The organism is Micromonospora sp. NPDC049047 (assembly GCF_040649135.1).
In the GTDB taxonomy this organism is placed as follows: domain Bacteria; phylum Actinomycetota; class Actinomycetes; order Mycobacteriales; family Micromonosporaceae; genus Micromonospora.
In genome coordinates this window covers 98,445-122,186 of the sequence record NZ_JBEZEY010000013.1, presented here as the reverse complement: position 1 = coordinate 122,186, position 23,742 = coordinate 98,445, and the positions used below count along the sequence as shown (strand labels likewise).

24 protein-coding genes are annotated in these 23,742 nt (G+C 71.3%); 10 read left to right on the top strand and 14 right to left on the bottom strand.

Annotated features, from left to right (window positions below):
• Positions 1–4: 4 nt before the first annotated feature.
• Genes AB0B86_RS21210 through AB0B86_RS21195 form a run of 4 tightly spaced genes read right to left on the bottom strand, consistent with a single transcriptional unit; the run spans position 5 to position 3,991 of the window.
• Entirely contained in the window at positions 5–634 is a 630-nt protein-coding gene (locus AB0B86_RS21210; RefSeq protein WP_357404329.1) for a hypothetical protein, read from the bottom strand.
• 13 nt (positions 635–647) lie between these two features.
• Positions 648–1,742: an SRPBCC domain-containing protein gene (locus tag AB0B86_RS21205; protein ID WP_357404331.1), complete on the bottom strand. Its 1,095-nt coding sequence runs from the start codon at positions 1,740–1,742 to the stop codon at positions 648–650.
• 49 nt (positions 1,743–1,791) lie between these two features.
• Entirely contained in the window at positions 1,792–2,844 is a 1,053-nt protein-coding gene (locus AB0B86_RS21200) for a nitronate monooxygenase (protein WP_357419505.1), read from the bottom strand.
• 31 nt (positions 2,845–2,875) lie between these two features.
• A complete protein-coding gene (locus tag AB0B86_RS21195; protein WP_357404333.1) occupies positions 2,876–3,991 on the bottom strand; it encodes a hypothetical protein in 1,116 nt (371 codons plus the stop codon).
• 147 nt (positions 3,992–4,138) lie between these two features.
• Between AB0B86_RS21195 and AB0B86_RS21190 the strand changes: the two genes are divergently transcribed.
• Together AB0B86_RS21190 and AB0B86_RS21185 are read left to right on the top strand one after the other, a co-directional pair.
• A complete protein-coding gene (locus tag AB0B86_RS21190; RefSeq protein ID WP_357404335.1) occupies positions 4,139–5,098 on the top strand; it encodes a hypothetical protein in 960 nt (319 codons plus the stop codon).
• A gap of 35 nt (positions 5,099–5,133) precedes the next feature.
• Entirely contained in the window at positions 5,134–5,406 is a 273-nt protein-coding gene (locus AB0B86_RS21185) for a hypothetical protein (protein WP_357404337.1), read from the top strand.
• A 62-nt stretch (positions 5,407–5,468) separates the two neighbouring features.
• Here the strand turns inward: AB0B86_RS21185 and AB0B86_RS21180 are convergent, their stop codons facing one another.
• Positions 5,469–6,737 (bottom strand): Nramp family divalent metal transporter, encoded by a 1,269-nt coding sequence (locus AB0B86_RS21180; protein ID WP_357404339.1) that lies wholly within the window; start codon positions 6,735–6,737, stop codon positions 5,469–5,471.
• Between the two features lie 228 nt (positions 6,738–6,965).
• Between AB0B86_RS21180 and AB0B86_RS21175 the strand changes: the two genes are divergently transcribed.
• The 4 genes from AB0B86_RS21175 to AB0B86_RS21160 all read left to right on the top strand — a co-directional run bounded on the left by AB0B86_RS21175 (position 6,966) and on the right by AB0B86_RS21160 (position 11,132).
• On the top strand, positions 6,966–7,373 hold the full coding sequence (locus tag AB0B86_RS21175) for a GntR family transcriptional regulator (protein ID WP_357246013.1): 408 nt from the start codon (positions 6,966–6,968) through the stop codon (positions 7,371–7,373).
• Positions 7,374–7,461: 88 nt separating this feature from the next.
• Positions 7,462–8,352, top strand: coding sequence for an ABC transporter ATP-binding protein (locus tag AB0B86_RS21170; protein WP_357404341.1), 891 nt, complete (start codon positions 7,462–7,464; stop codon positions 8,350–8,352).
• Positions 8,349–9,338 (top strand): transporter, encoded by a 990-nt coding sequence (locus AB0B86_RS21165; RefSeq protein ID WP_357404343.1) that lies wholly within the window; start codon positions 8,349–8,351, stop codon positions 9,336–9,338. The genes AB0B86_RS21170 and AB0B86_RS21165 overlap by 4 nt, the downstream gene beginning before the upstream one ends.
• Before the next feature lie 183 nt (positions 9,339–9,521).
• Complete coding sequence (locus AB0B86_RS21160; RefSeq protein WP_357404345.1) at positions 9,522–11,132, top strand: hypothetical protein; 1,611 nt, start codon at positions 9,522–9,524, stop codon at positions 11,130–11,132.
• Positions 11,133–11,184: 52 nt separating this feature from the next.
• On the opposite strand, the gene AB0B86_RS21155 is transcribed toward AB0B86_RS21160, so the two are convergent.
• Together AB0B86_RS21155 and AB0B86_RS21150 are read right to left on the bottom strand one after the other, a co-directional pair.
• The gene (locus AB0B86_RS21155) at positions 11,185–12,015 is read right to left on the bottom strand and encodes an ABC transporter permease (RefSeq protein ID WP_357404347.1); all 831 of its coding nucleotides are present in this window, start codon (positions 12,013–12,015) and stop codon (positions 11,185–11,187) included.
• Positions 12,012–12,983, bottom strand: a complete 972-nt coding sequence (locus AB0B86_RS21150; RefSeq protein WP_357404349.1) for an ATP-binding cassette domain-containing protein — start codon at positions 12,981–12,983, stop codon at positions 12,012–12,014. Before AB0B86_RS21150 ends, AB0B86_RS21155 begins: the two co-directional genes overlap by 4 nt.
• An 89-nt stretch (positions 12,984–13,072) precedes the next feature.
• Between AB0B86_RS21150 and AB0B86_RS21145 the strand changes: the two genes are divergently transcribed.
• On the top strand, positions 13,073–13,417 hold the full coding sequence (locus tag AB0B86_RS21145) for a hypothetical protein (RefSeq protein WP_357404351.1): 345 nt from the start codon (positions 13,073–13,075) through the stop codon (positions 13,415–13,417).
• 13 nt (positions 13,418–13,430) lie between these two features.
• Here AB0B86_RS21145 and AB0B86_RS21140 read toward each other — a convergent pair whose 3' ends face one another.
• The 5 genes from AB0B86_RS21140 to AB0B86_RS21120 form a co-directional block, all read right to left on the bottom strand.
• Positions 13,431–14,636, bottom strand: a complete 1,206-nt coding sequence (locus AB0B86_RS21140) for an ROK family transcriptional regulator (protein WP_357404536.1) — start codon at positions 14,634–14,636, stop codon at positions 13,431–13,433.
• 168 nt (positions 14,637–14,804) lie between these two features.
• Positions 14,805–15,908 carry a sugar-binding protein gene (locus tag AB0B86_RS21135; RefSeq protein ID WP_357404353.1) on the bottom strand — a complete coding sequence of 368 codons (1,104 nt, stop codon included), beginning with the start codon at positions 15,906–15,908 and terminating at the stop codon, positions 14,805–14,807.
• Positions 15,909–15,960: 52 nt separating this feature from the next.
• Complete coding sequence (gene mmsB, locus AB0B86_RS21130; RefSeq protein WP_357404355.1) at positions 15,961–17,259, bottom strand: multiple monosaccharide ABC transporter permease; 1,299 nt, start codon at positions 17,257–17,259, stop codon at positions 15,961–15,963.
• Positions 17,256–18,803: a multiple monosaccharide ABC transporter ATP-binding protein gene (gene mmsA / locus AB0B86_RS21125; protein WP_357404357.1), complete on the bottom strand. Its 1,548-nt coding sequence runs from the start codon at positions 18,801–18,803 to the stop codon at positions 17,256–17,258. Before mmsA ends, mmsB begins: the two co-directional genes overlap by 4 nt.
• 338 nt (positions 18,804–19,141) lie before the next feature.
• Complete coding sequence (locus AB0B86_RS21120; RefSeq protein WP_357419489.1) at positions 19,142–20,320, bottom strand: glutathione-independent formaldehyde dehydrogenase; 1,179 nt, start codon at positions 20,318–20,320, stop codon at positions 19,142–19,144.
• A gap of 136 nt (positions 20,321–20,456) precedes the next feature.
• Here AB0B86_RS21120 and AB0B86_RS21115 point away from each other — a divergent pair, with 136 nt between their 5' ends.
• Together AB0B86_RS21115 and AB0B86_RS21110 are read left to right on the top strand one after the other, a co-directional pair.
• A complete protein-coding gene (locus tag AB0B86_RS21115) occupies positions 20,457–21,041 on the top strand; it encodes a TetR/AcrR family transcriptional regulator (RefSeq protein WP_357419486.1) in 585 nt (194 codons plus the stop codon).
• Positions 21,038–21,901, top strand: a complete 864-nt coding sequence (locus AB0B86_RS21110; RefSeq protein ID WP_357404364.1) for an alpha/beta hydrolase — start codon at positions 21,038–21,040, stop codon at positions 21,899–21,901. Before AB0B86_RS21115 ends, AB0B86_RS21110 begins: the two co-directional genes overlap by 4 nt.
• A gap of 134 nt (positions 21,902–22,035) precedes the next feature.
• On the opposite strand, the gene AB0B86_RS21105 is transcribed toward AB0B86_RS21110, so the two are convergent.
• Together AB0B86_RS21105 and AB0B86_RS21100 are read right to left on the bottom strand one after the other, a co-directional pair.
• Positions 22,036–22,266, bottom strand: coding sequence for a 4-oxalocrotonate tautomerase family protein (locus AB0B86_RS21105; RefSeq protein WP_357404366.1), 231 nt, complete (start codon positions 22,264–22,266; stop codon positions 22,036–22,038).
• Positions 22,267–22,296: 30 nt separating this feature from the next.
• On the bottom strand, positions 22,297–23,013 hold the full coding sequence (locus tag AB0B86_RS21100) for an SDR family oxidoreductase (RefSeq protein WP_357404368.1): 717 nt from the start codon (positions 23,011–23,013) through the stop codon (positions 22,297–22,299).
• A gap of 66 nt (positions 23,014–23,079) precedes the next feature.
• Between AB0B86_RS21100 and AB0B86_RS21095 the strand changes: the two genes are divergently transcribed.
• Positions 23,080–23,700 (top strand): TetR/AcrR family transcriptional regulator, encoded by a 621-nt coding sequence (locus AB0B86_RS21095; RefSeq protein ID WP_357404370.1) that lies wholly within the window; start codon positions 23,080–23,082, stop codon positions 23,698–23,700.
• The last annotated feature ends 42 nt before the right edge of the window (positions 23,701–23,742 follow it).

The following is a 23,742-nucleotide window of genomic DNA, read 5'->3' as shown; positions in this document are numbered from 1 at the left end:
TCGCTCAGCGCGCCCGGACGTACGCCAGCGGCACGCTCGCCGGCTGGCCGGGCCAACTGCCACTCAGGACAGCCCCGCCCGCCTCGGCGGCCTCGGGGCGGCGGACCACGACAAGTTCGACGGTGTCGGTGACGACCAGCGTGCTGTCCCCGTCGACCACCCGGCGTACGGCGCCGACCGGGCCCGCGTCGGCGTCCAGGACACCGCCGACGGTGATCGTCATGATCGGCTCGCGCACCACGCGCCTACCGTCCTCCTCGAAGTACTGCTCCGCCTGACCGGAGCCGGTGCGCACCGCGTGGGCGAGCGCCGCGGCGTACACGTGGTCGACGCAGCCGTCGTACACCCAGCGTCGGCCGAGCACCGAATGCTCGGTGGTGCCCACCAACCAGGCGTCCGCTCCGTCCAGGGGCGCGGCCCGATAGGTGAGCGGGACCTGATGGACCGGCCCGTCGGGGGTGCTGACCAGCAGTGTCTCGATGCCGACCTCGCCGGCTGGATCGTCGAAGCGGTAGGCCCCCCGGCTCACCAACTCGACGTCGGCGGAGCCGACGTACCACTGTCGGTCGGGAAGCCAGGTCGCCAGCAGGTCGAGCTTCGTGGGGCGCAGGGTCGCCCTGTGCAGCAGTGCCATGGCGGCAGCCTAGTCAGAGGCCCGCGCAGGGTTGCCCGCCGATCGTGCAGCTCGCCGGTTCCCGGGCCTTCGGCCGGCTGTCGCGGACATCGAAGCTGATCGTCCGGGACCCACCGGGCTCCACCGCGGCCCCGGTGAAGGTGATCGACCGCCCGTCCTGTCGCCAGTTCGCGCCCTCGACATCGTCGACCGTGGTGCCGTCGCCGAGAGTGACCACCACGGCCCAGTCCGCAACCGGTACGCCGCTGGGGTTGTCGACAACGACCACGCCCGTGTAGCCGAACAGTCGGCTGGTCCCGGTCTGGTAGCGGGCCACCATCGGCGCCGGCGGCGGGGGTGGTAGCGGAGTGGACGCGAGCGGACTCGACGGCTTCGCCGACGGGGTCCGGCTCGGCCGGGAGGTCGCCGACGCGGTGGCGCTCCGCGAGGGTCGCGCCGGCGGGGTCGCCGTCGGGGTCGCGGCGGCCCGCCCGGCCGTGCCGGACGGCGAGGGCGCGTCTGTCGACGCAGGTGCGGCGGTGGGCGTCGACTCGGGCGGCATGGTTATCCAGGCCGCCGTCCCCGCCAGCAGCGCGGCCCCGGCGATCAGGGCGGCGAGGGTGCGACGCCGACGGCGGCGGCGGCCGGACGCGCCCAGCGCGACAAGCGGCAGCTCGGTGGTCATCGCCGCGTCGCCGCGGTGCAGGTCTACCTGCTGGAACGCGAGCCAGTCGAGAATGGCCGGCAGTCGTACGGTGAGTGCCTGCCGCAGCTGCTGCTCACGGGGATCGTGCTGGTCGGCGGACCACGCGCCGTGCGTCGTGACCTCCCGCACCTCCAGCCGGCAGCCCTGGCTGGTGGCCGTGACCGCGCAGGTGAGTTCACTGAGCCGGCCGGCCTCATCGCAGGCCAGCACGAGCAGTGCCGCCTCCTGCCGCTCGGTCACCTCGACCTCGACGTCCGCCTCGAAGCCGGGCAGTTCGGCAGTGTGCAGCAGCAGTCGGTCCGCTACGCCCTCGACCATGTCGGCCTCGGCGAACCACCGTCCGAGCAGCTGCCGATCGGTGAGTGCGAGCCAGACCCGGTCGGGCGGGTGGGACACGTCGACCTGCGCACCGATCTCGATCACGGCGAGACTCTACGGGTTTCCCGGTCGGCCGTCCCGTCGAGGCCACCGGTCAGTCCCAGCGTGCCGACCACTCGACGGCCGCCGCCGCCAGGGCGGCTCGGGCACCGGCACTGACCTCGGTGACCACCTCGGCTGCCGGCAGCTCCCGCGCGAGGGGGTGCGCCTGCCCCGCCCACAGGTTCGCGACCGACGCGTCACCGTCGCGCCGGGCGGCGGCCAGCAGCGGACGGGTCAGGTGCAGCACCTGGGGATAACCGGTAGGCGCCGACGCGTCGTGCTGGCGCAGGAAGTCGTTTGCCACGCCCCGGGCCCGCCTCCCGGTGTACGCCCGGGTCAGCGCGGTCGGCGCGTCCCCGGCCACCGCCGCCCGGTGCATCGGCGAACTGCCCGCCTCCGGGCAGCGCAGGAAGGCCGTGCCGAGCTGCCCGGCGGCGGCACCGGCAGCCAGCACGGCGGCCAGCGCGGGACCGTCGACGATGCCCCCGGCGGCCACCAGGGGCCTGTCGCAGCGGGAGGCGGCCAGCCGCAGCAGGGGCAACAGCGCGTAGTCGTCGTCGTCCGGCAGCCCACCGCGATGCCCCCCGGCCTCGGTGCCCTGCACCACCACCGCGTCCACCCCCAGGTCGGCGGCGGCCGTCGCCGCGTCCGGGCGGGTGACGGTGGCCCACACCTCGGTGCCCCGCTCACGCAGGGCGCGCACCGCCGCCCGGTCCGGCAGCCCGAACACGAAGGACACCACCGGGACCGGGTCCGCGAGCAGCGCTGCCATCTTCTCCGGGTACGCGTCGTCGCCGCCGACCGGCTCGCCCAGGCTCACCCCGCGCTCGGCGGCCTGCGGGGCGAGCCGCTCGGCGTACGCCCGAACGGCGGCGGCGTCGACGTCGCCGGGGTCGGGCAGGAAGACGTTGACGCCGAACGGCCGGTCGGTGCGGCTGCGAACCTCCGCGACGTCGGCGGCCAACCGCTCGGCGTCGATCATCCCGGCGGCCAGGAAGCCCAGTCCACCGGCGGCGGAGACGGCTGCCACGAGCGCCGGCGTGGACGGACCACCCGCCATCGGGGCCGCGATGATCGGGTGACGCAACGTGGACAGCACGGACATCCCACCATCCTGCCGCACCTGCCGCGTCCGTTCAGCGACGTGCCGTGTGCCGCCAGCGCAGCACGCCGGCCAGGCCGAGCAGCGCCACCAGGGTGCCGGCGCCGGCCACCAGCAGCCAGGTCCGGCCGTCCAGTCCGGTGGTTTCCTCGGCGATCGGACCGACGAGGGTGGGCAACGCCGAGGCGGCGGCGCCCGTCGGGCGCCCGGCGGTGGTCGGTGCGTCGGTGACCGGGTAGCGCAGGATGGTCGGCCAGGTGCCCGCCGGCTGGTCGGCGGATTCGGAGACGGTGAGCAGCGACCGCCCGTCGCGACTGTAGGTGACCGACTCACCCTGGGGCTCGTCCGGCAGCGGGGTGATCCGCGCGGTGCCGGTGGTCAGCGCGCGGACCACATCGCCGTCGGGCACGTCGTACTCGAAGGCGTCGGCGTAGCTGCGCAGCACGACCCGACGCCCGTCCGGGGCGCTCGCCGCCCCGGTGATCACGCCGCGGCCGAGGAATGAGAACGGGTTGCTGGTGCTTGTCGTCGGCACTGTCACCTGGCCGACCGAGGCCAGCGGCGTCGTCGCCCCCGGCCGCAGCGCGGCGGTTGGGGCGTAGACGAAGACGGTGCCGCTGCCGCCCTTGGTGATGACAAGCGGCCGATCGGACGCGTCGAGCAGCAACGCCTCCGCGTCGTGCGGGCGGTCCGGGTAGGTCATCCGGTACAGCACCGGCTCGTCCGCGCCGGGGGCGAGCCGCCAGACGGCGATGGTCGGCCGGGAGTGGTCGTTGTCGCCGATGTCGGCGACCCAGACGGTGCCGTCGCGACCGATGGCCAGATCCTCGGTGTCGCGGGGGCGGGACGGGAAGGCCACCGCCCGGACCACCGCGCAGCGCTTGTCGAGGAAGAAGATCCGACGGCGGGCCTCGTCGTCGGCACCGTCGTTGATGACCACGTACCCGTCGTCGGTGGCGACCATGCCGGAGATCTCGCGCAGCCGGTCGTCGCGCACCTGGCACACCGGCGTCCCGGCCGCCGCCGTCGCAGCCGCCGCCCCTGCCGGCGTCAGCGCGACGGCCGGCGCCATCGAGCCGGCGAGCAGCGCCGCCAGCGCCGCACCCGCGCCGGCGCGCCGCCCCCAGGTCAACCGCCCGCGTACCCGCATCGCCCATCCTCCTCGTCGCGGCCGCGCCCCGGCCACCTGCCCATCCTGGCCGATCCGGCCCACCGACGGTGGTAGTCGCCGCGACGCGTCCACCCCTCTGGTCGATGTACTGTCGCTGCGCCTCGTTGTCGATCGGGAAGGGTGATCATGCCCGGAACCAGCACCTCGGCGGCCCGCCCGTTCGGACGGCGGCTGCTCCGCCGCCTGGGCCGTCCGAGCAGGGGCACGGCCGTCGCCTGGGTGCCGCTCGCCGCGATCGTCTGCGGTCTCTTCACCGGCGCGTTGGCGAGCCGGGCCGCCTGGGAGACCTCCCGAGCGCAGCCCGACCGGGCCGAGGCCAGCAGCATTCTGACCATGGCCTTCCCCGGCCACGACCTCGGCGAGATCGAGACGCCGCCCGCGCTCTTCGTCGTCTACGGGCACGCGCTGCGACTGGGCACCGTGAAGACCCTGGTGCTCGGCGACGGCGGTGAATACCAGGAGAGCGCCACCGGCGCCGCCGCCCTCGGCGCGCCACCGGTGCCCGCCGAGCAGATCGTCGCGGTGGCCCGGGACCGCCTGACCGGTGCCGGCTGGCGGGTGTACGACCCGCGGGTGACCGAGGGCATGAGCTGCGGGGACAAGACCTGCGCCACCCCGCTCGCGATCACCCACACCACGCTTGTCGCTCGACGGGGCGACACCATCCTGAACGCCTCGATCTCGGCGCAGACCGCTGTCGACGCCACCTATCTGGCGGTCGAGTTGCAACGCGCGCCACCGCCGCTGGTGGTCCCCGCCGGGGCACTCGGCACGCTGTTGGGCGCGGTGGCCGGGTGGTGTGTCTTCGGCTGGGCCAGTCGCCGCACCGCGGGACGACAAGTCGGCAGCGCGGTGAGCGTCCTGTTGGGCGTGGCAGTGGTGCTGTGGTGGCTGCCGGTGCTGCTGGCCGTCCCGTCGCTGCTGCGCCACCAGCGCGGCGAGTCACACCCGGCCTGGCACCCGTACTGGGAGTGGCTCGGCCAGCCGGCCGCCTCGCTGCTCTTCCTGGTCGGCGCGGTGTGTGCGCTGCTGGGGCTGGGACTGGCCGCCAGAACTTCAGGGCGTGACGGCGGTGCTGGCGGGTAGGCAGCATGTCGACACCCGCCGGGCAGGAGGCTCCGATGAGCACGTATCGGGATGATCAGGGCGACACGTTTCCTCCCCCGGAGGCGGACGCCCACGAGCAACGGCAGAACGCCGTCGACTACGGGCCGCCGGACCGGGTGTCGGGTGACGTCGACCCCGAAGCGTCCGAGGCGGACCTGGCCGAGCAGGGCGCCCTCCCGGCGGGCGCCCTCGAGGAGGTGACGTCGCTGCCGGCCGACGCCAATCCGGCCGACGCCCTCGAACAGCGCCAGGAGATCCCCACCCGCGACGAGGGTCGCCGAACCTGACCCATCCGCTGCCGCCGGGCACCCCTGGCTGACCGACACACGCGCAAGCCGGCTCAACCGGCTCAGCCAGCGGTGACCTGCCAGAGCAGGAACGCGTTGAGCGCGACCACCAGGACGGCTACCAGGGACGCGGCGACGGTGGTGAGCGGGTGGTTGACCAGGTTGCCCATCAGGTCGCGGCGCCGGGTGAAGGCGACCACCGGGATCAGCGCGAACGGGATGCCGAAACTGAGGATGACCTGGGAGAGCACCAGCGCCCGGGTGGGGTCGAGGCCGATGGCGAGCACGGCCAGAGCGGGCAACAGGGTGACCAGCCGGCGCAGCAGCAACGGAACCCGCCGCCGCAGGAAGCCCTGCATGATCACCTCACCGGCATAGGTGCCGACGCTCGTGGAGGCCAGCCCGGAGACCAGCAGCGCGACGGCGAACCCGAACGCCGCGGCGGTGCCGATGGTCTGGCCGAGCCCGGCGTGCACTCCCTCCAGGCTGTCCGCGCCACCCGGGCCGCCGCCACGGAAGCTCGCAGCGGCGATCAGCAGCATGGCGAGGTTGACCGCGCCGGCCGCGCTCAGGGCGAGCAGCACGTCGGTGCGCTGGCCCCGGAACAGGATCCGGCGCTCGGAGTCGTCGGCGGCGGGGATTCGGTCGCGGGTCAGCGCAGAGTGCACGTAGATGACGTGCGGCATGACGGTGGCACCGAGGATGCCGGCGGCCAGCAGGACGCTGTCGGTGCCCTGGAGCCGAGGCACCAGGCCGCCCATCGCGGAGCCGGGGTCGGAGCCGGAGGCGAGCAGATTCGCGGCGAAGGCCAGGACGATCACACCGAGCAGTACGGCGATGGTGATCTCGAAGGCGCGGTACCCGCGTGAGCGCAGCGCGAGCACGGCGAACGCGGCCGTGCCGATGATGAGCCCGCCGGGCAGCAGCGGGATGCCGAAGAGCAGGTAGAGGGCGACCGCGCCACCGATCACCTCGGCCAGGTCGGTGGCCATGGCGACAAGTTCGGCCTGCACCCACATCAGCCGGTTCAGCGGTCGGGGCAGCCGCTCCCGGCACAGCTCGGGCAGGCTGCGCCCGGTGGCCAGACCCAGCTTGGCGGTGAGGGTCTGCACCAGCATCGCCATCAGGTTGGCCACCACCACGACCCACACCAGCAGGTAGCCGTAGCGGGCGCCAGCGGCGGAGTTGGTGGCGAAGTTGCCGGGGTCGACGTAGGCGACGGCGGCGACGAAAGCCGGACCGAGCAGGATCAGCCGCCCGCGTACCCGCCCCCGGGCGCGGGCCTTCTGTAGTGGAGTCGCTCTCGGCGTCGCCAGGTCGTTGGTGACCATCGCATCCTCCCCCTTCCACCTGGATTGCTGCCGGTTCCTTCCCGAGCGACTGACCCCCCGGTGCCAGTTCGTGGCCTACCGGTGCCACCACGGTCGAGCCGCCGGGCAGTCGCCAGGGCCACACCGTGCCGGGCAGGACGCGCCGCGCCGGCCTTGACAGCGGGCAGTTCGGTGATGAAGCTGTCTACTAGTCCTACTGTCGTAGGACAACAGGAAGGATCATCACGAGTGATCGAGTTCGTGTTGGACAGCCGGTCGAAGGTGAACACCTACATGCAGCTCGTGCAGCAGGTGAAGCAGGCGCTGCGGGTCGGTCTGCTGACGCCGGGCGACCAGTTGCCGAAGGTCCGGGACGTCGCGCAGTCACTGGCGATCAACCCGAACACGGTGCTGAAGGCGTACCGGGAGTTGGAGATCGAGGGTCTGGTCGGGGGCCGACCCGGGGTGGGCACGTTCGTCCAGCGCACCCTGGCCGGCGCGTCCCTGCCCAACCAGGCCGAGCTACGCGAGGACCTGGTCGCCTGGTTGCACCGCGCGCAGACCGCGGGCCTCTCGGCCGAGGACGTCATCGCCCTGGTGGAGACCACGCTGCGCGCCACGCTGGCCGACGACGCCCCGCAGAAGGAGCCCGCCTGAGCATGCGCAGCGAGCGAACCAGCAGGCACCGAAGCAAGGGCTGCGCCGCCACGAAGCCGTGGGCGCAGCCGGATCGAGAGGACAGAGAATGGACATGGTCTTAGCGACCGACCGGCTGGGCAAGCGGTACGGCAGCACCTGGGCGTTGCGGGACTGCTCGCTGCAGTTGCCGGCCGGCCGGATCGCCGCGTTGGTCGGGCCGAACGGCGCGGGCAAGAGCACGCTGCTGCACCTGGCCGTCGGCCTGCTCAAGCCGGACGAGGGCTCGGTGGGCGTTTTCGGCAGATCCCCGTACGGCGACACCGAGGGCCTGGCCGACATCGGCTTCGTCGCCCAGGACACCCCGCTGTACCGGGACTTCACCGCCGCCGAGCTGGTGGTCGCCGGCGGCAAGCTGAACAAGCGGTGGGACGCGGCGTTGGCCCGCCAACGGCTGGCGCAGCTCGGCATCCCCCCGGACAAGCCGGTCGGCAAGCTCTCCGGCGGCCAACGGGCCCAGGTGGCACTCGCCCTCGCGCTGGCCAAGCAGCCCCGGCTGCTGCTGCTCGACGAGCCGGTGGCCAGCCTCGACCCGCTGGCCCGGCGGGAGTTCCTCCAGTCGCTGATGGGCAGCGTCGCGGAATCCGGCACCACGGTCCTGCTCTCCTCACACCTGCTTGCCGACCTGGAACGGGTCTGCGACTACCTGATCGTGCTCAACTCCGCCCGGGTGCAGCTCACCGGCGCCGTCGACGATCTGGTCAGCGAGCATCGCCAACTGGTCGGCCCCCGCCACGACGGCGGCGTCATCGGGGGCGTCGCCGCCGTGGTCCGGGCCAGCCACACCGACCGGCAGTCCACGCTGCTGGTCCGCACCGACGGCCCGGTCACCGACCCGGCCTGGACGGTCCGCGACGTGAGCCTGGAGGACGTCGTGCTCGCCTACCTGGCCGACGGCACCACGCAGACCAGTCACAGCGAGTGGGGAGTGGCGGCATGATCTGGTTGACCTGGCGGCAACACCGCAAGCAGGCGTTCTACACCCTGCTCGGGCTCGCGGCGCTCGCCGCTCTACTGGTGCCGATCGGCATCACGATGCGGCACACCTTCGCCGACCTCGGGTTGGTCGACTGCGCCAAGCAGCTCGCCCGCGCCGACGTGGCAGAGGCGACCCGGGAGACCTGCGACGCGGGCTTCCAGCGCTTCGGCGACAGGTACGACAGCCTCAACCTGGTGGCCGTACTGCTGATCGCCCTGCCGGTGCTCGTCGGCGTCTTCTGGGGCGCGCCACTGGTCTCCCGCGAGGTGGAACAGGGCACCCACCGGTTCGTCTGGACCCAGGGTGTCGGGCGCAACCGCTGGGCGCTGGTGAAGTTCGGGCTCATCGGAGCGGGCGTCCTGGCCCTCGCGGCGGTCTACGGGCTGGGCGTCTCCTGGTGGGTCGACCCGCTCAACGCGGCCGCGCACGAGGGCCGGTTCGGCATGATCGTCTTCGACCTGCAGGGCATCGCCCCGATCGGTTACACGCTGTTCGCGGTGGCGCTGGGCATCTTCGCCGGCACCGTCTGGAAGCGGATGCTGCCCGCCATGGGCATCACCCTCGCCGGCTACATCGGCGTCCGGACGGCGGTGGAGCTGCTGGCCCGACCGCACTACCAGCCGGCGCGCACCCAGACCTTCTCGATCGAGGGGGACGGGCCACCTGTGGTCAGCCGGGGTGACTGGATCCTCGCCCAGGGCATCCGTAACCCCGACGGCACGATGATGGCTGAGGGAGCCCGGATCCAGTGTCCGGTGGGCGGCAAGGGACCGGGCGGTCGGGCCTGCGGGGCCGAGCTGGGGCTCGAGCCGGGCGCGTACAACTGGCAGCTCTACCAGCCGGGGGACCGGTTCTGGCTGTTCCAGGGGATCGAGACGGGCATCTTCGTCGCCCTGGCCCTGCTCCTGCTCTACCTCGCCGTGCGTCGGGTCCGTCGGATCGCGTAGTCGGGACGACGGGTGCTCGTCGGGGCGCGGGGGCCTCGGCGAGCACCCGACCCGCTCCCCCGGCCGGCCGAGTCGGATTCCGGCCCGTCGCCAACGCGACTCAACGTGCCTCTTCAGTCACCCCCAGTGCTCCGATGTGGGCTCCGGGCCCGGGTTGGCCGGGCCACAGGGATGGGAGCGCGCGTGAAGTCCAGAATCCTCCGTCGGATCGCCGCGTCGGCCGTGGCGCTCGGCTGCGCCGTGCTGGGCGCTGTGGCGTTGCCGGCCGCCCCGGCGACGGCCAGCCCGATCCGCAACGCGACAGCCTGGTCGGTGCTGCTGTGCAAGTTCAGCGACAAGCCGGCGGAGCCACAACCGCCGTCGCACTTCGCCAACTTCCTCACCGCGGCCGGGGTCGGCACCGGTGGCGTGGCGGACTATCTCGCCGACCAGTCCGGCGGTCGGGTCTCGCTTGCCGGCTCGGTGGTCCGGGGCTGGTACCCGATGCCGTACACCCTGGCGCAGTTCCAGTCGATCGACAGGTGGACCCGGACCCAGCGCTGCGTGGACACGGCGGCGGCGGCCGGCTACGCGGTGCCCGCCGGCAACCGGATCGCGGTCATGCTCAACGACTGGGTGGATTCCGGCGCGGCCGGCGGCCGGGTGCTGCTCGACCCGGGTGCGTGGAACGTCGGCTTCGCCGCGCACGAGATGCTGCACGGCTACAACCTGGGCCACTCGTTCTCCAACGACACCACCTACCAGAACGCGTCGTGGTCCCAACCGGGCGAGTACGACGACCCGTGGGACGAGATGAGCGCCATGCACATCTACGCGTTCAACACCGCCAACTACGGCACCAGTGCCGTCGGGCTCAACGGGCCGCACCGCGACGAGCTGGGCTGGCTGCCGAAGAACCGGATCTTCACCATGGCCGCCGACGGCGTCGGCTCGCGCGCCCTCACCCTGGCCCCGCTTGAGGTGCCCGCCGCGAGCGGCCCGCAACTGATCCGCATCCCGTTCGACCCGGCAGACCTGTTCCACTACTACACAGTCGAGTTCCGCCGGAAGACCGGCTGGAGCGCCGCCATCCCCGCCGACACGGTGCTGCTGCACGAGGTCCGCAACGGCACTCCCACCCTGCTGCGCACCGGACCCGGCGGTGGGCCGGCCCAGTCACTCAACGCCAACGGCGTGCAGATCGGCGTGAACTGGCTCTCCGGCAACGCCGCGTCGGTGACAGTGACAACCGACGTGGTCAACCGCTGCCTCCAGGGGTACGTCTGGCGCGAGGCCCGAGCCGGCGACCTCGTCTGTGTCACGGGCGCGACCCGCAGCCAGGTGTGGGCGGACAACGCCGCCGCGGCGAGCCGCTGGGTGAACGGCCCGTACGGCCCGCACACCTGCGTCGCCGGCTACGTGTGGCGCGAGGCGTACGCCGGGGACGACGTCTGCGTCACCGGGACGCAGCGCAGCCAGGCCGCCGCCGACAACGCCGCCGCCGCGTCCCGGCGCAACCCGGCCCGACTGGTGTCCGGCCCGAACACCTGCGTCAGCGGGTACGTCTGGCGCGACGCCGACCAGTCCGACTACGTCTGCGTCAGCGGCACGACCCGCTCCCAGGTGCTTGCGGACAACGCGGTCGCCGCGAGCCGCTGGGTCAGCGGACCGTACGGGCCGCACACCTGCGTCGCCGGCTACGTGTGGCGCGAGGCGTTCATCGGCGACGACGTCTGCGTCACCGGGACGCAGCGCAGCCAGGCCGCCGCCGACAACGCCGCCGGCCCCGGCCGGGTGCTCCGGCCGGCCGGCTGACGGACCCGCGCCCCCGGTGGCTCGACCACCGGGGGCGCGGTCGTCGAGCGGGTCAGCGGGCCAGCCGCCGGTAGTGGACGACCGAGAGTGGCAGGAAGACCGCGACCAGGACGACCGGCCAGAGCACCGCCAGCCACGGGTAGTGCTGCGCCGCCCAGGAGTCACCACCCCAACCGGGGTTGCCGAACAGTTCGCGGGCCGTGCCGACGGTCGCCGACAGCGGGTTCCAGGCGGCCACCGCACCGAGCCACGCGGGCATTGTGGACGGTGCGACGAACGCGTTGGAGAGGAATCCGAGCGGAAACTCCAGGGTCTGCACGGCCACCACGGCCGTCTGCCCGCGGGTGACCAGCCCGAGGAAGATGCCGACCCAGACCAGGGCGAAGCGCAGCAGCAGGATCAGTCCCACCGCCGCGAGCGTGGCACCGACCCCACCATGCGCCCGCCAGCCGATCGCGAGACCGGTCAACAACAGGACCGCGAGGGTGACCACTGCGAACAGCATGTCGGCGACGGCCCGGGCCACCAGCGGGGCCAGCGGTGAGACGGGCATCGACCGGAGCCGGTCGGTCACCCCGCGCTCCAGGTCCTCGGCGACGGCGATCGTGGTGAGGCTGATGCCGAACACCATGGTCATCACGTACATGCCGGGCATCAGGAACTCCCGGTAGCTGCCGCCGCCGGGCACCTGCAACGCGCCACCGAACAGGTAGGCGAACATCAGCACGATCAGGATGTTGAAGCCGAGCGAGGCGATCAGCGGGCCAGGATCACGTTGCCACCGGACCAGGCCGCGCCAGATCAGGGTGCCGCTGTCGGTCAGGAGGGTGGGCCGGCCGGGCGTCAGGTCCACCGCCGGGGCCGGCATGCTCGTCGCGCTCATGCCGCCACCTCCTCGGCCGTCCGGGTCCGGTGCCCGGTGAGGTGCAGGAACACGTCGTCCAGGGTGGGACGGCGCAGCGCGACGTCCGCCACCGGGACGTTCCCGGCGTCGAGCGCCCGCAACACGTCAACGAGCGCACCGGCCTGGTGACCGACCCGGACGCTCACCATCCGCCGGTCCACGTCGACCGTCGGCTCGCGGTCGGTCACCCGGCGCACCTGGGCGACAGCGGTGGCGAGATCGGCCTGGTCCGCGACGACCACCTCGATCCGATCGCCGCCGAGCTGGGTCTTGAGGTCCTCCGGAGTCCCCTCGGCGATCACCCGGCCGGCCTCGACCACCGAGATCCGGTCGGCGAGCTGGTCGGCCTCGTCCAGCTGCTGCGTGGTGAGCAGCACTGTGGTGCCGGCGCGCACCAACTCCCGGACCGACTCCCACACCTCGTTGCGGCCACGCGGGTCCAGCCCGGTGGTGGGTTCGTCGAGGAAGAGGACCGCGGGAGCCAGGATCATGCCGGCGGCCAGGTCGAGCCGACGGCGCATGCCCCCCGAGTACGTGCTGACCGGCCGGTCCGCTGCGTCGGCGAGACCGAAGCGTTCCAGCAGCTCGCCCGCCCGCTGCCGGGCCCGGCGGCGACCGAGGTGGAACAGCCGGCCGAAGAGCACGAGGTTCTGCCGGCCGCTCAGTGCCTCGTCGAGCGCGGGATTCTGCCCCACCAGCCCGATGCGGTACCGAACCTGGTCGGGGTGGCGGGTCACGTCGTACCCGGCGACCTCGGCGCGGCCCTCGTCCAGTCGTAGCAGGGTGGACAGGATCCGTACCGAGGTGGTCTTGCCGGCCCCGTTCGGGCCGAGCAGGCCGCACACCGTGCCCTGCCGCACCCGCAGGTCGAAGCCGTCCAGCGCATAGCGATCCCGATATCGCTTCCGCAGCCCTTCGACCACTATCGCGTCGTCTCTCGTCGTCACAGTGCTTCCCTCCCGCAGGCACCAAACCGCCGCTACCGTACAACATACGGTAGGCGATACGGGAACGCTGTCTCGTCTAGGTTCGGCAGATGACGATCTCCTTGGACGGTCGGCGTTTCCGGTCCGTGACGGACGTGGTGGCCGGCGAGGTGGGCACGCTGACCGTGTTCGCGTACCACGAACGGGCCGGCGAGGTGTGGGCCGAGTACGCCGGCGGGTCCATCCGACGCGGCCACCTGGTCGGCACCCGTACGGGCGACCGACTGGACTTCCGGTACGTCCAGCTCAACACCGACGGTCAGACGTCGTCGGGGCACTGCGTCTCGGAGGTTTCGGTGCTGCCCGACGGCCGGGTCCGGCTGCACGAGACCTGGTCGTGGGAGTCCCGGGCGGGCAGTGGGAGCAGCGTGGTGGAGGAGGTGTTGGCTCCCTGACGTGGCGTCGCGGCTACGCGGGCTCGGTGCTCGCGGCCTGGCCGACGACGCCGACGTTGAGCGGGTCGACAAGGAGTTTGTCGAACGCCAGCTCGGCGGCACCGATCAGGACGGCGTCGCCGCCGAGGGCCGCCGCGCGCAGCCGTAGGTGCTCACGGGAGGCCGGCAGCGGCATGGTGGCCAGCCGCTCGCGGACCACGTCGGCCCCGGCGGTGAAGATGTCGCGAAGCGACCCCCCGAACACCACGGCGTCCGGGTTGACCACGTTCACCAGGTTGGCCACGCCGAAGCCGAGCCACCCGGCGACCTGCTCGACGGCGGCACGGGCGGTGCGGTCGCCGTCCGCCGCCGCGCGCAGCACCTCGGCCACCGCCGCGCGGTCGCTCGGATCGCGGCCCGCGTGCCGCAACAACGCCGCTTCGGAGATCTCGGTCTCCCAACAGCCGCGGGAGCCGCAGCCGCAGGGCAGGCCGTTCGGGTTGACGACCATGTGGCCGACCTTGCCGCTGTGCCCGCGGTGGCCGATCATCATTCGGCCGCCGACGATGATGCCGGCGCTGATGCCGAGGTCGCCGTGCAAATAGATGACGTCGTCGGTGCCCACCGCCACGCCGCGGACGTGCTCGGCCAGGCCGGCGATGTCGGCCAGGTCACCGGCCACGAACCCGGGGCCGCCGCGGAACTCCGCCTCGAGTGCGACCCCGAGCGTCTCGTCGAGGCTGGCGATCCGGATCCGGCCGTCCGGGTCACGGGTGGTGTCGGTGACCGCGGCGGCGCCGCCGACAAGCAGCGCGTCGGTGGTCACCGACCGTTCCATGTCCCGGACCAGGTCGGCGAGGGGTCCGACGGCGTCGACCGCCGACAGGCCGCGGGGTCGCGGGATCTCCCGCCGGTCGAGGATCTGCCCGCCGAGGCCGACCCGAGCGGCGCGTAGCCGGTCCGCGTCGATGCTCAACGCGTGCGCGTACACCCGGTCGAAGCGGGGACTGACCACCAGGGAGGGTCGGCCGGCGCGGCGGACGGTGGTCGGTGCCTCCTCGGTGACCAGGCCGCTGGCGACCAGGTCGGCCGCGAGGGCGCCGATGGTGCTCCGGTTGAGGCCGAGCCGGCTGGTCAGTTCGGCCCGGGACGTCGGCCCGTGCACATGGACGTAGCGCAGTACCGCGCCGAGGTTCTGCCGCCGGATCTCCTCCTGGCTGGCACCGGGGACCGACGGCAGCGGGGGTTCGGTGTGGCGGCCGACGCCGGCAGGCCTGGACCGGACGGGTGTTGCCACGGTCAGACCTCCTTCCGGATCGGCGCCGGGTGGTACGGAACTGTCAGGACGACGATGGGTCCCGGAAGAGGAGACCCGGGACCCATCGGCGTTGCTACCTACCTGCGGTGATTACTTGGTGAGCGGCGCGAGCTTCGGGTCGGAGGCGTACGCCTCGACCACGTTCGCCTTGGTGACGGCGACCGGCGGGAGCAGGAACGTGTCGACGACCTTGCTGCCGTTGTTGTACGACTCGGTGTCGTTCACCTGCGGCTTGTCACCGGCCTGGAGAGCCTTGACCATGTTGATGGTCTCCTTCACCAGGTTGCGGGTGTCCTTGTTGATCGTCATGTACTGCTCACCCTTGACGATCGACTTGACCGACTCGACCTCGGAGTCCTGACCGGTGACGACCGGGATCGGCTTGCCGGCACCCTTGACCGAGGTCAGGATGGCGCGGGCCAGCGTGTCGTTCGGGGAGAGGACGCCGTCCAGCTCCTTGTTGCCGTAGGTCGAGGTCAGCAGCTGGTCCATGCGGGCCTGCGCACCCTCGGCCTTCCAGCCCTGGATGGCGGTCTGCTTGACGTCCTTCTGACCCGAGGCGACGACGACGTTGCCCTTGTCGATCTCCGGCTTGAGCACGTCCATCGCGCCGTTGAAGAAGACGCCCGCGTTGTTGTCGTCCGGCGAGCCGGAGAACAGCTCGATGTTGTACGGGCCGTTCGGCTTCTTGGCCTTCATGCCGTCCAGCAGGGCCTGGCCCTGGAGCTGGCCGACCTTGAAGTTGTCGAACGCGACGTAGTAGTCGAGGTCCGGCGTGTTGGTGATCAGCCGGTCGTACGCGATCACCTTGGCGCCGGCGGCGTGCGCCGCGGCGACCTGGGTCGCCAGCTGCGCGGCGTCGGTCGCGCCGATGACGATGACCTTGGCGCCCTTGGTGGTCATGGCGGTGATCTGCGCCTGCTGGTCGGCGACGGTGGTCGACGCGCCGGCGTACTGCACGTCAGCCTGGAAACCGGCCTCCTTGAGGCCGTTGGTGAACAGGTCACCGGCGAGGACCCAGTTCTCCGAGGTCTTGGCCGGGAGGGCCACACCGATCAGGGAGTTGGCCGCGAAGCCCTTGGCGGCGTCGCCGCTGGAGCCGGAGTCGCCGTCACGGCCGGAACCGCAGCCGGCGAGGGCCAGCATGGCGGCGGCGCTGATGGCGACCACCGACGTGCCGAAGAATTTACGCATGGTGAGGACTTGCCTTTCTGGATGTGTAGCGGGGTGGTGGGGTCGGTGACCGTCAGCCGGACACCGCTGCCTTGGCGGGCTTGCGCTCCGCGTCCGGCGGTGAGGCGGGCGTGGCGGAGTCGTCGCGGCGGAATGGCCGCATCAGGCTCCCGATAATGGAGAACCGCCCCTGGCTCTTGTTGTAGACATCGATCGCGACGGCCAGCAGCAGGACCAGACCCTTGATGATCTGGACCTTGTCGGTGCCCACGCCTTGCAGCTGGAGGCCGTTGTTGAGCACGGCCATGACGAGACCGCCGACGATCGAGCCGCTGATGGTGCCGATGCCGCCGGCGACCGCCGCGCCGCCGATGAAGACCGCGGCGATGGCGTCCAGTTCCCAGCCGTTGCCGTCCTGCGGGCCGGACGCCTGCGAGCGGGCCACGAAGATCATGCCGGCCAGCGCGGCCAGGACGGACATGTTCATCATGACGAAGAAGTTGACCCGCTTGAGCTTCACGCCGGACAACTCGGCCGCCCGGGAGTTGCCGCCCACCGCGTAGATGTGCCGGCCGCCGGCCGTGTTGCGGGTGTAGAAGGAGTACGCGATGACCAGCGCCACCAGGATGATGCCGGAGATCGGGAAGCTGGTGCCGACGCGACCGCTGGCGAAGCGCAGCGCCGCGAAGGCGATCACGCCGACCATGACGGCCATCCGCAGGATCGAGATCCACATGGGCGCCGGGTCGGCGTCCATGGCCCGCCGGGTGTTGCGGGCCTGGATCTCGCGCCACACCACGGCCACCGCCGCGGCCAGGCCGAGCAGCAGCGTGGCGTTGTTGTAGCCGGTGTTCGGGCCGAACTCGGGCAGGAAGCCCGAGCCGATCTCGCGGAAGCCCTCCGGCACCGGAATGCTCTGCGCGTTGCCGATGAACTGGTTGCCACCGCGGAACAGCAGCATGCCGGCCAGGGTCACGATGAACGCCGGTACCCCGATGTACGCCACCCAGAAGCCCTGCCAGGCGCCGATCACCGCGCCGATGGCGAGACCGAACACGATGGCGGCGGGCCAGGGCAGATCCCACTCGGTCATCGACTTGGCGACCAGGATGCCGGTGAATGCCGCGACCGAGCCGACCGAGAGGTCGATGTGCCCGGCGACGATCACCATGAGCATGCCGATGGCCAGGATCAGGATGTAGGAGTTCTGCTGGAACAGCGCGATCAGGTTGTCCGACCGCAGCGTCAGCCCGTTGGTCCAGACCTGGAAGATCAGGACGATCGCCACCAGGGTGAAGATCATCCCGAACTGGCGGGCGTTGGAGGTCGTACCTCCAAACAGGTTCTTCTGAAGATCCTTGATACGACTCATCGGGTGGCCAACTTCTTCGTCGAGGTCATCTGCTTCATGAGGTTTTCCGGAGTGGCGTCCGCCCGAGCGATCTCGCCCGTGATGGCGCCCTCGAACACGGTGTAGATGCGGTCGCAGAGCCCGATCAGCTCAGGCAGCTCCGAGGAGATGACGACGACGCCCTTCCCCTGGTCGGCGAGCCGCTGGATGATGCCGTAGATCTCGTACTTGGCGCCCACGTCGATGCCGCGTGTCGGCTCGTCGAGGATCAGCAGGTCCGGGTCGGTGAACATCCACTTGGCCAGGACGACCTTCTGCTGGTTGCCGCCGGAGAGCTTGGAGACACCCTCGTCGACCGTCGGGGCCTTGGTCCGCAACTCCTTGCGGTACGCCTCGGCCGCCTGGTACTCCTCGACCTCGTTCAGCACGCCGTGGTGCGTGATCTTGGACAGCTTGGCGGCCACCGTCGACGTCTTGATGTCGTCGAGCAGGTTGAGGCCGAGCGCCTTGCGGTCCTCGCTGACGTACGCGAGCCCGTTGTCGATCGCGTCCGCGACCGACTTCAGGACGATCTCCTTGCCGTCCTTGATGATGGTGCCCGACTCGTACACCCCGTAGGAGCGGCCGAAGACACTCATCGCGAGTTCGGTGCGGCCCGCGCCCATCAGGCCGGCGAAGCCGACGATCTCGCCGCGGCGCACCACGAAGCTCTCGTTCTTGCAGACCTGACGGTCGGCGGAGATCGGGTGCCGGACGTTCCAGTCGCGGACCTCGAAGAAGACCTCACCGATCTTCGGGGTGTGGTCCGGGAAGCGACTGCTCAGCTCACGGCCGACCATGCCCCGCACGATCCGGTCCTCGTCGACCCCGTCCGCCTTGACGTCGAGGGTCTCCACGGTCCGGCCGTCGCGCAGGATGGTGATCTGGTCGGCGATCGCCTCGATCTCGTTCAGCTTGTGCGAGATCATGATCGAGGTGATGCCGCGGGAGCGGAAGCCGCGCAGCAGGTCCAGCAGGTGCCGGGAGTCCGCCTCGTTCAGCGCGGCCGTCGGCTCGTCCAGGATGAGCAGCTTCACGTCCTTGGCGAACGCCTTGGCGATCTCCACGAGCTGCTGCTTGCCGACACCGATGTCCTTGATCAGGGTGTCCGGGTCTTCCTCCAGGCCGACCCGGGCCATCAGGTCCAGCGCCATCCGGTTCGCGGCCTTCCAGTCGATCGCGCCCCGCTTACGCGGTTCGTTGCCGAGGAAGATGTTCTCCGCGATCGACATGCCGGGGATGAGCGCGAGCTCCTGGTGGATGATCACGATTCCGGCGTTCTCGCTGGCCCGGATGTCGGAGAACTTGCTCTCCGAACCCTGGTAGACGATCTGGCCGTCGTAGCTGCCGTACGGGTAGACCCCGCTGAGGACCTTCATCAGCGTGGACTTGCCCGCACCGTTCTCGCCGCAGATGGCATGGATCTCACCGGCGCGCACCACCAGGTTGACGTCGGAGAGGGCCTTGACTCCGGGGAACTCCTTGGTGATAGAGCGCATCTCAAGGAGGGTCGGCACGTTGCTCATCGCTCGTACCACCTCGCCAACGTCATCGGTTGCCTCCGGAAGGTTGAACCTTCACTTGGTTTTGTTGTTGACGGCAACGTATTGCGGCCAGAGGGCCATCCGCAAGGCGGGAGGCTGTTGAAAAAGTAACAATCCGGCAATATAGACGAAACACAGTATTCGCCCGTCACGGCCGCCTCCGCAGCCACTCAGGGCACCTTCGCCTGTCGGTGGCAACGTTGTCAAATGGAAGACAACACCGCGATCGGCGGCAATCATCCCCGCCGGGCCCGCCACCAGGAGGTGGACCCGGGGCTCAACGACCCTTGAGGGAGGATCGGGGCCGGCGGTGCGTCCGGTCACGCCGGGCGCAGCACCACCTTGATCACCCCGTCGTCCCGGCGGTCGAAGCGACGGTAGAACTCCGGGGCGTCGGCCAGGGTGCCGTGGTGGGTCACCACGACGCTGGGCCGCGCACGACCGGCGACGACCAGGTCGCGCAGCAGCACCGTGTAGCGGCGGTCGTGGGTGCGGCCAAACCGGACGGCGACGCCCTTGGCGAACAGCGTCCCCCAGGGCACGACGAGATCCTCGTGGGCGTCCGCGCCCGGTCCGGGACGCGGGTCCCGCTCCGGATAGACGCCCGCGACCGCCATCGCACCGGTGGGATTGACAAGCCGGGCGGCGTCGGCGATGACCTGGTCGGGGCGTTCCCGCTCCGGGTGTTCCCGGTCGCGGGCCTGGAACCCCACCGCGTCGATCACCTTGTCGACGCCACCCAACTTCTCCTCGCCGAGCGGCAGCCCCACCCGGGCCCGGTCCGCGCGGATCTGCTCGACCGGGTCCCCCCGGCGGAAATCGACAGGTACGGCGCCGATCTCCCCGGCCTTGTCGAGCCGAGCCTCGACGCCGTCGACGCAGTAGACGACCCGGGCACCCCGCAGCAGCGCCGAGTAGGCGCCGAGCAGGCCGATGGTGCCGGCGCCGAAGACGGCCACCGTGTCCCCGGGCCCGACTTCGGCGAGGGTGGCGGCGGCGTGCCACCCCGTGACGAACGCGTCGGCAAGCAGTACGAAGTCGTCCTCGTACCCGTCCCCCGGCTCACCCGGCAGGGGCACGCAGTTGGCGTCGGCCCACGGCACGCGCAGCAGGTCGGCCTGGGCACCCCGATAGGGGCCCATCCCGGCGTAGCCGTACGCGGCGCCCGGCCCTTCCGCCCGCGCCCGCAGACAGGCCGCCGAGAGCCCTCGGGCGCACATCACACACGTCCCGCAGAAGAGGTGCGTGGGGATCACCACCCGGCTGCCCGGCCGCACGGTCTGCACCGCCCGGCCCACCTCCTGCACCACGCCCAGTGGTTCGTGGCCGAGCACGAGCCCGGGGTTGGCGCCGGTCCGCCCGTCGTACATGTGCAGGTCGGTGCCGCACAGCGCGGTGGAGGTGATCCGTACGAGGGCGTCGGTCTCCGCCTCCAGCGTCGCGTCGGGCACCTCCCGCACGGCGACGGTCCGGACGTCGGCGTAAACGACGGCTCGCATCCCGGGCCTCCTGTTCGGCGGGGAAAGGGCCGGCCTTCCCCAGATCGGGCCGTTCACGCCCGGTGCTGCGGACCAGCCGGATCGGAGTGCTATCTTAGGGATCCTAAGTTTCTTCCTAGTGGAACAAAGGTGTGGTGTGCCACGACAGGGACTGACCAGCACGCGCGTTTCGGCCGCCGCTGCCGAGTTGGCGGACTCGGTCGGCCTGTCCCGGTTGACCGTCGCTGCCGTCGCCCGGCACTTCGGTGTCTCGGACGCCGCGCTGTACGTGCACGTCCGCAGTCGCGACGCGTTGATCGAGCACGTCGCGGTCCGGGCGGCGACCGCGTTCGCCGACCGCCTCGCCATCGCCGTGGCCGGGCGAGCGGGCCAGCAGGCTCTCGTCGGGTTCGCCGACGCCTGGCGCGCGTTCGCCGCGGCACACCCGGGGCAGTACGCGGCGACACAGCTCCAACTCCCGCCGGAGGTCGGCACGCGGTCGGCCGGGCACCTGCGCCTGATCGAGCTGAGCTACGCGATGCTGCGCGGCTACGGGCTCGACGAGCCGGCGCTCACCGACGCGATGCGGTTCGTCCGCAGCACCCTGCACGGCTTCGCGAGCCTCGAAGCCGTCGACGGTTTCGGGCATCCCCGCGCCGTCGACGCGTCGTGGCACTCGATCCTCGACGCGGTCCACACGACGCTCGGCAACTGGCCGGCCGGAAAACAGGAGCAGCAGTGAACAGCCACGATCAGTACGTCGAGTCCCCCGACGGGACGCGCCTGGTGCTCCGCCGCCTGGGCGCCGGCGACCCCGTCGTCCTCGTGCACGGCTCGGGTGGTGGGCTGCACTCCTGGGCCGCAGTCGCCGACCAGCTCGCCCGCGACTATGAGGTGTGGCTGCCGGCCCGCCGCGGATACGGCCCCAGCGACGTCCCGCCCGGTGTCAAATCCTTCACCGTCGAGGCCGCCGACCTGCTCGCCATTATCGAGGCGGCCCGCCGGCCCACCGGTCGGACTGTCCACCTGGTCGGCGCCTCCTACGGAGCGACCCTGGCGTTGCACGCCGCCTCGACCGATCCGCGCGGCATCCGTTCGCTCGCCGTCTTCGAGCCGCCGCTCTTCGCCGCCGGAGCGGAGATCGCACCCCTGCTGCTGCGCTACCGTTCCGCGGTCGAGCGCGACGACGCCGCGGCGATGGCAGCGGCGTTGAACGAGGTGACCCGGGTCCCGGCGGAGACCGTCGCCGCTCTCGCGGCGGCGGCGGGCGGCCGGACGCCCGACCCGGTCGAGGCGCGGCGGGCGGCGCTCGGCTGGCTGCACGATCTCGAAGCCCTCGCCGGGGACAGCACGGACATCACCAGGTGGTCCTCGATCACCGTGCCGACCCTGCTGCTCGCCGGCGCGGACACCTGGGAGCCGATGCCCACCACGATGAACGCCCTCGCGCGAACGATCCCGGCGGCCCGATACGTCGTCTGGGCCGGTCAGTCCCACTTCGTGACGATGACCGCGCCCACCCTGGTCGCCGACGCGCTGCGGCGGTTCTTCGTCGAGACGTCGACGGCTCAGCAGAGTTCCGACGGCCCGGCGAGGCGGTGAGCGCCGTCAGGCCATGCGACGCACGCGGTCCGGCTCGCTGGTGCGAATGACCCGGACCTGGTCACGGCCGCCAATCGGCAGGATCCGCACCACCGGTGCGGATCCTGTCCGGCCGATCGGCGGGCAACCGCTGCCTACTCGGGGGCCTGCTGTTTGCGGAACTGGTCGACCGGGAGGCCGCCGCGCCCCCAGTTCTCGGTCTCGACCTCGTCGATCACCACGAAAGTCGAGGTCAACGGCTTGTTCAGGATGTCGCGCAGCAGCTCGCTCACGCCCTTGATGAGGGCGGCCTTCTCCTCGGCGGTCGCCGCGGACGCGCCAGCGGTGCTGCCCTCGCGGGTGATCTGGATGGTCACGATCGGCATGGTCTGCTCCCTTCTCGGTGTCGGGTGGCGTCAGTGACCGGCGTTCTGGCCACCGTCGACGTGCAGGATCTCGCCGGTGACGAACGGGGCGGACTCGAGGTAGAGGACGGCGTCGACCACATCGCTGGTGTCGCCCATCCGGCCGACCGGGTGCAGGCCCGCGAGCGTCTGGTGCGTCTCGACCGGGTGCATCGGGGTCTTGATGACGCCGGGCGCGACGGCGTTTACCCGTACGCCGCGAGTCGCGTACTCGATGGCCAGCGACTTGGTGGCGGAGCTGAGGCCACCCTTGGTCAGGGACGCGAGCACCGACGGAACGTTCGAGTTGGGCTGGTCGACGAAGCTTGTCGTGATGCTGACGATGTGGCCGTTGCCGCTGGTCAGTAGGTGGGGCATGACGCGCTGGGTGAGGTGGAAGAACCCGGCGAGGTTGATCCCGGTGACCTGGTTGAAGTCCTCGTCGGTGTAGTCGGTGAACGGCTTGGCCACGAAGACGCCAGCGTTGTTCACGAGGGTGTCGATCCGCCCGAACCGGTCCAGGGCGGCACGTACCACCCGCTCTGCGGTGTCGGCCTCGGCGATGTCACCCCGGACCGTGACGACCTCCGGGTCGGGCGACGCGTCGATCGAGCGTGACGTCGCCACCACGCCGTAGCCGAGCTTGCGGTAGGCGGCCACGAGGTCGGCGCCGATGCCCTGGGAGGCGCCGGTGATCACCACGACCCGCTGTGCCGAACTGTTGTTCATGAGGAAATCCTTTACTAGACGACTGGTCTACTAAAAGCTAGCCGACCGGTCGTGTATCGTCAAAGCATGGGACGGACCAGTGACGCGAGGAACAAGATCCTCGGCGCGGCCGCCGCGCTCATCGAGCAGCGGGGCTACACGGCGCTCGGGGTGGCCGAGATCTGCGCTGCGGCGGGCGTGCCGAAGGGCAGCTTCTACTACTTCTTCGAGTCCAAGCAGGCGCTCGCCCGCACCGTCATCGACGAGCACTGGGTCACCCAGCGCCGCCAGTGGGAGCAGTTGCTCGGCAGCGAGCGCGACCCGCTACAGCGGCTCCGGGACCTGTTCGAGGCCACCGAGGAGGTCCAGCGCGTCGGCCAGCAGAAAGCCGGCGTGGTCGCCGGCTGCCTGTTCGGCAACCTCGCCCTCGAACTCAGCAACCAGGCCGAGGAGATCCGCGACCGGCTCCAGGAGATCTTCGAGGAGCAGATCAGCCTGATCGAACAGGTAGTGGTCGAGGCCAAGGAACGCGGCCTGGCGGGCTCCGGGGTGGACAGCCGGGAGGCCGCCCGATCGATCGTCGCTCAGATCGAGGGGCGGGTCCTGCTCGCGAAGCTGCTCAACGATCCGAGCCAGCTGGAGACGCTGTGGCGCAACTGCCTTGATCTCCTCCAGGTGCCGGCGCAGGCGCGCACCACCAACGGCTGAACGGACGACTGTCGTTCACCGTCCACTCCGTAGCTTGCCGCG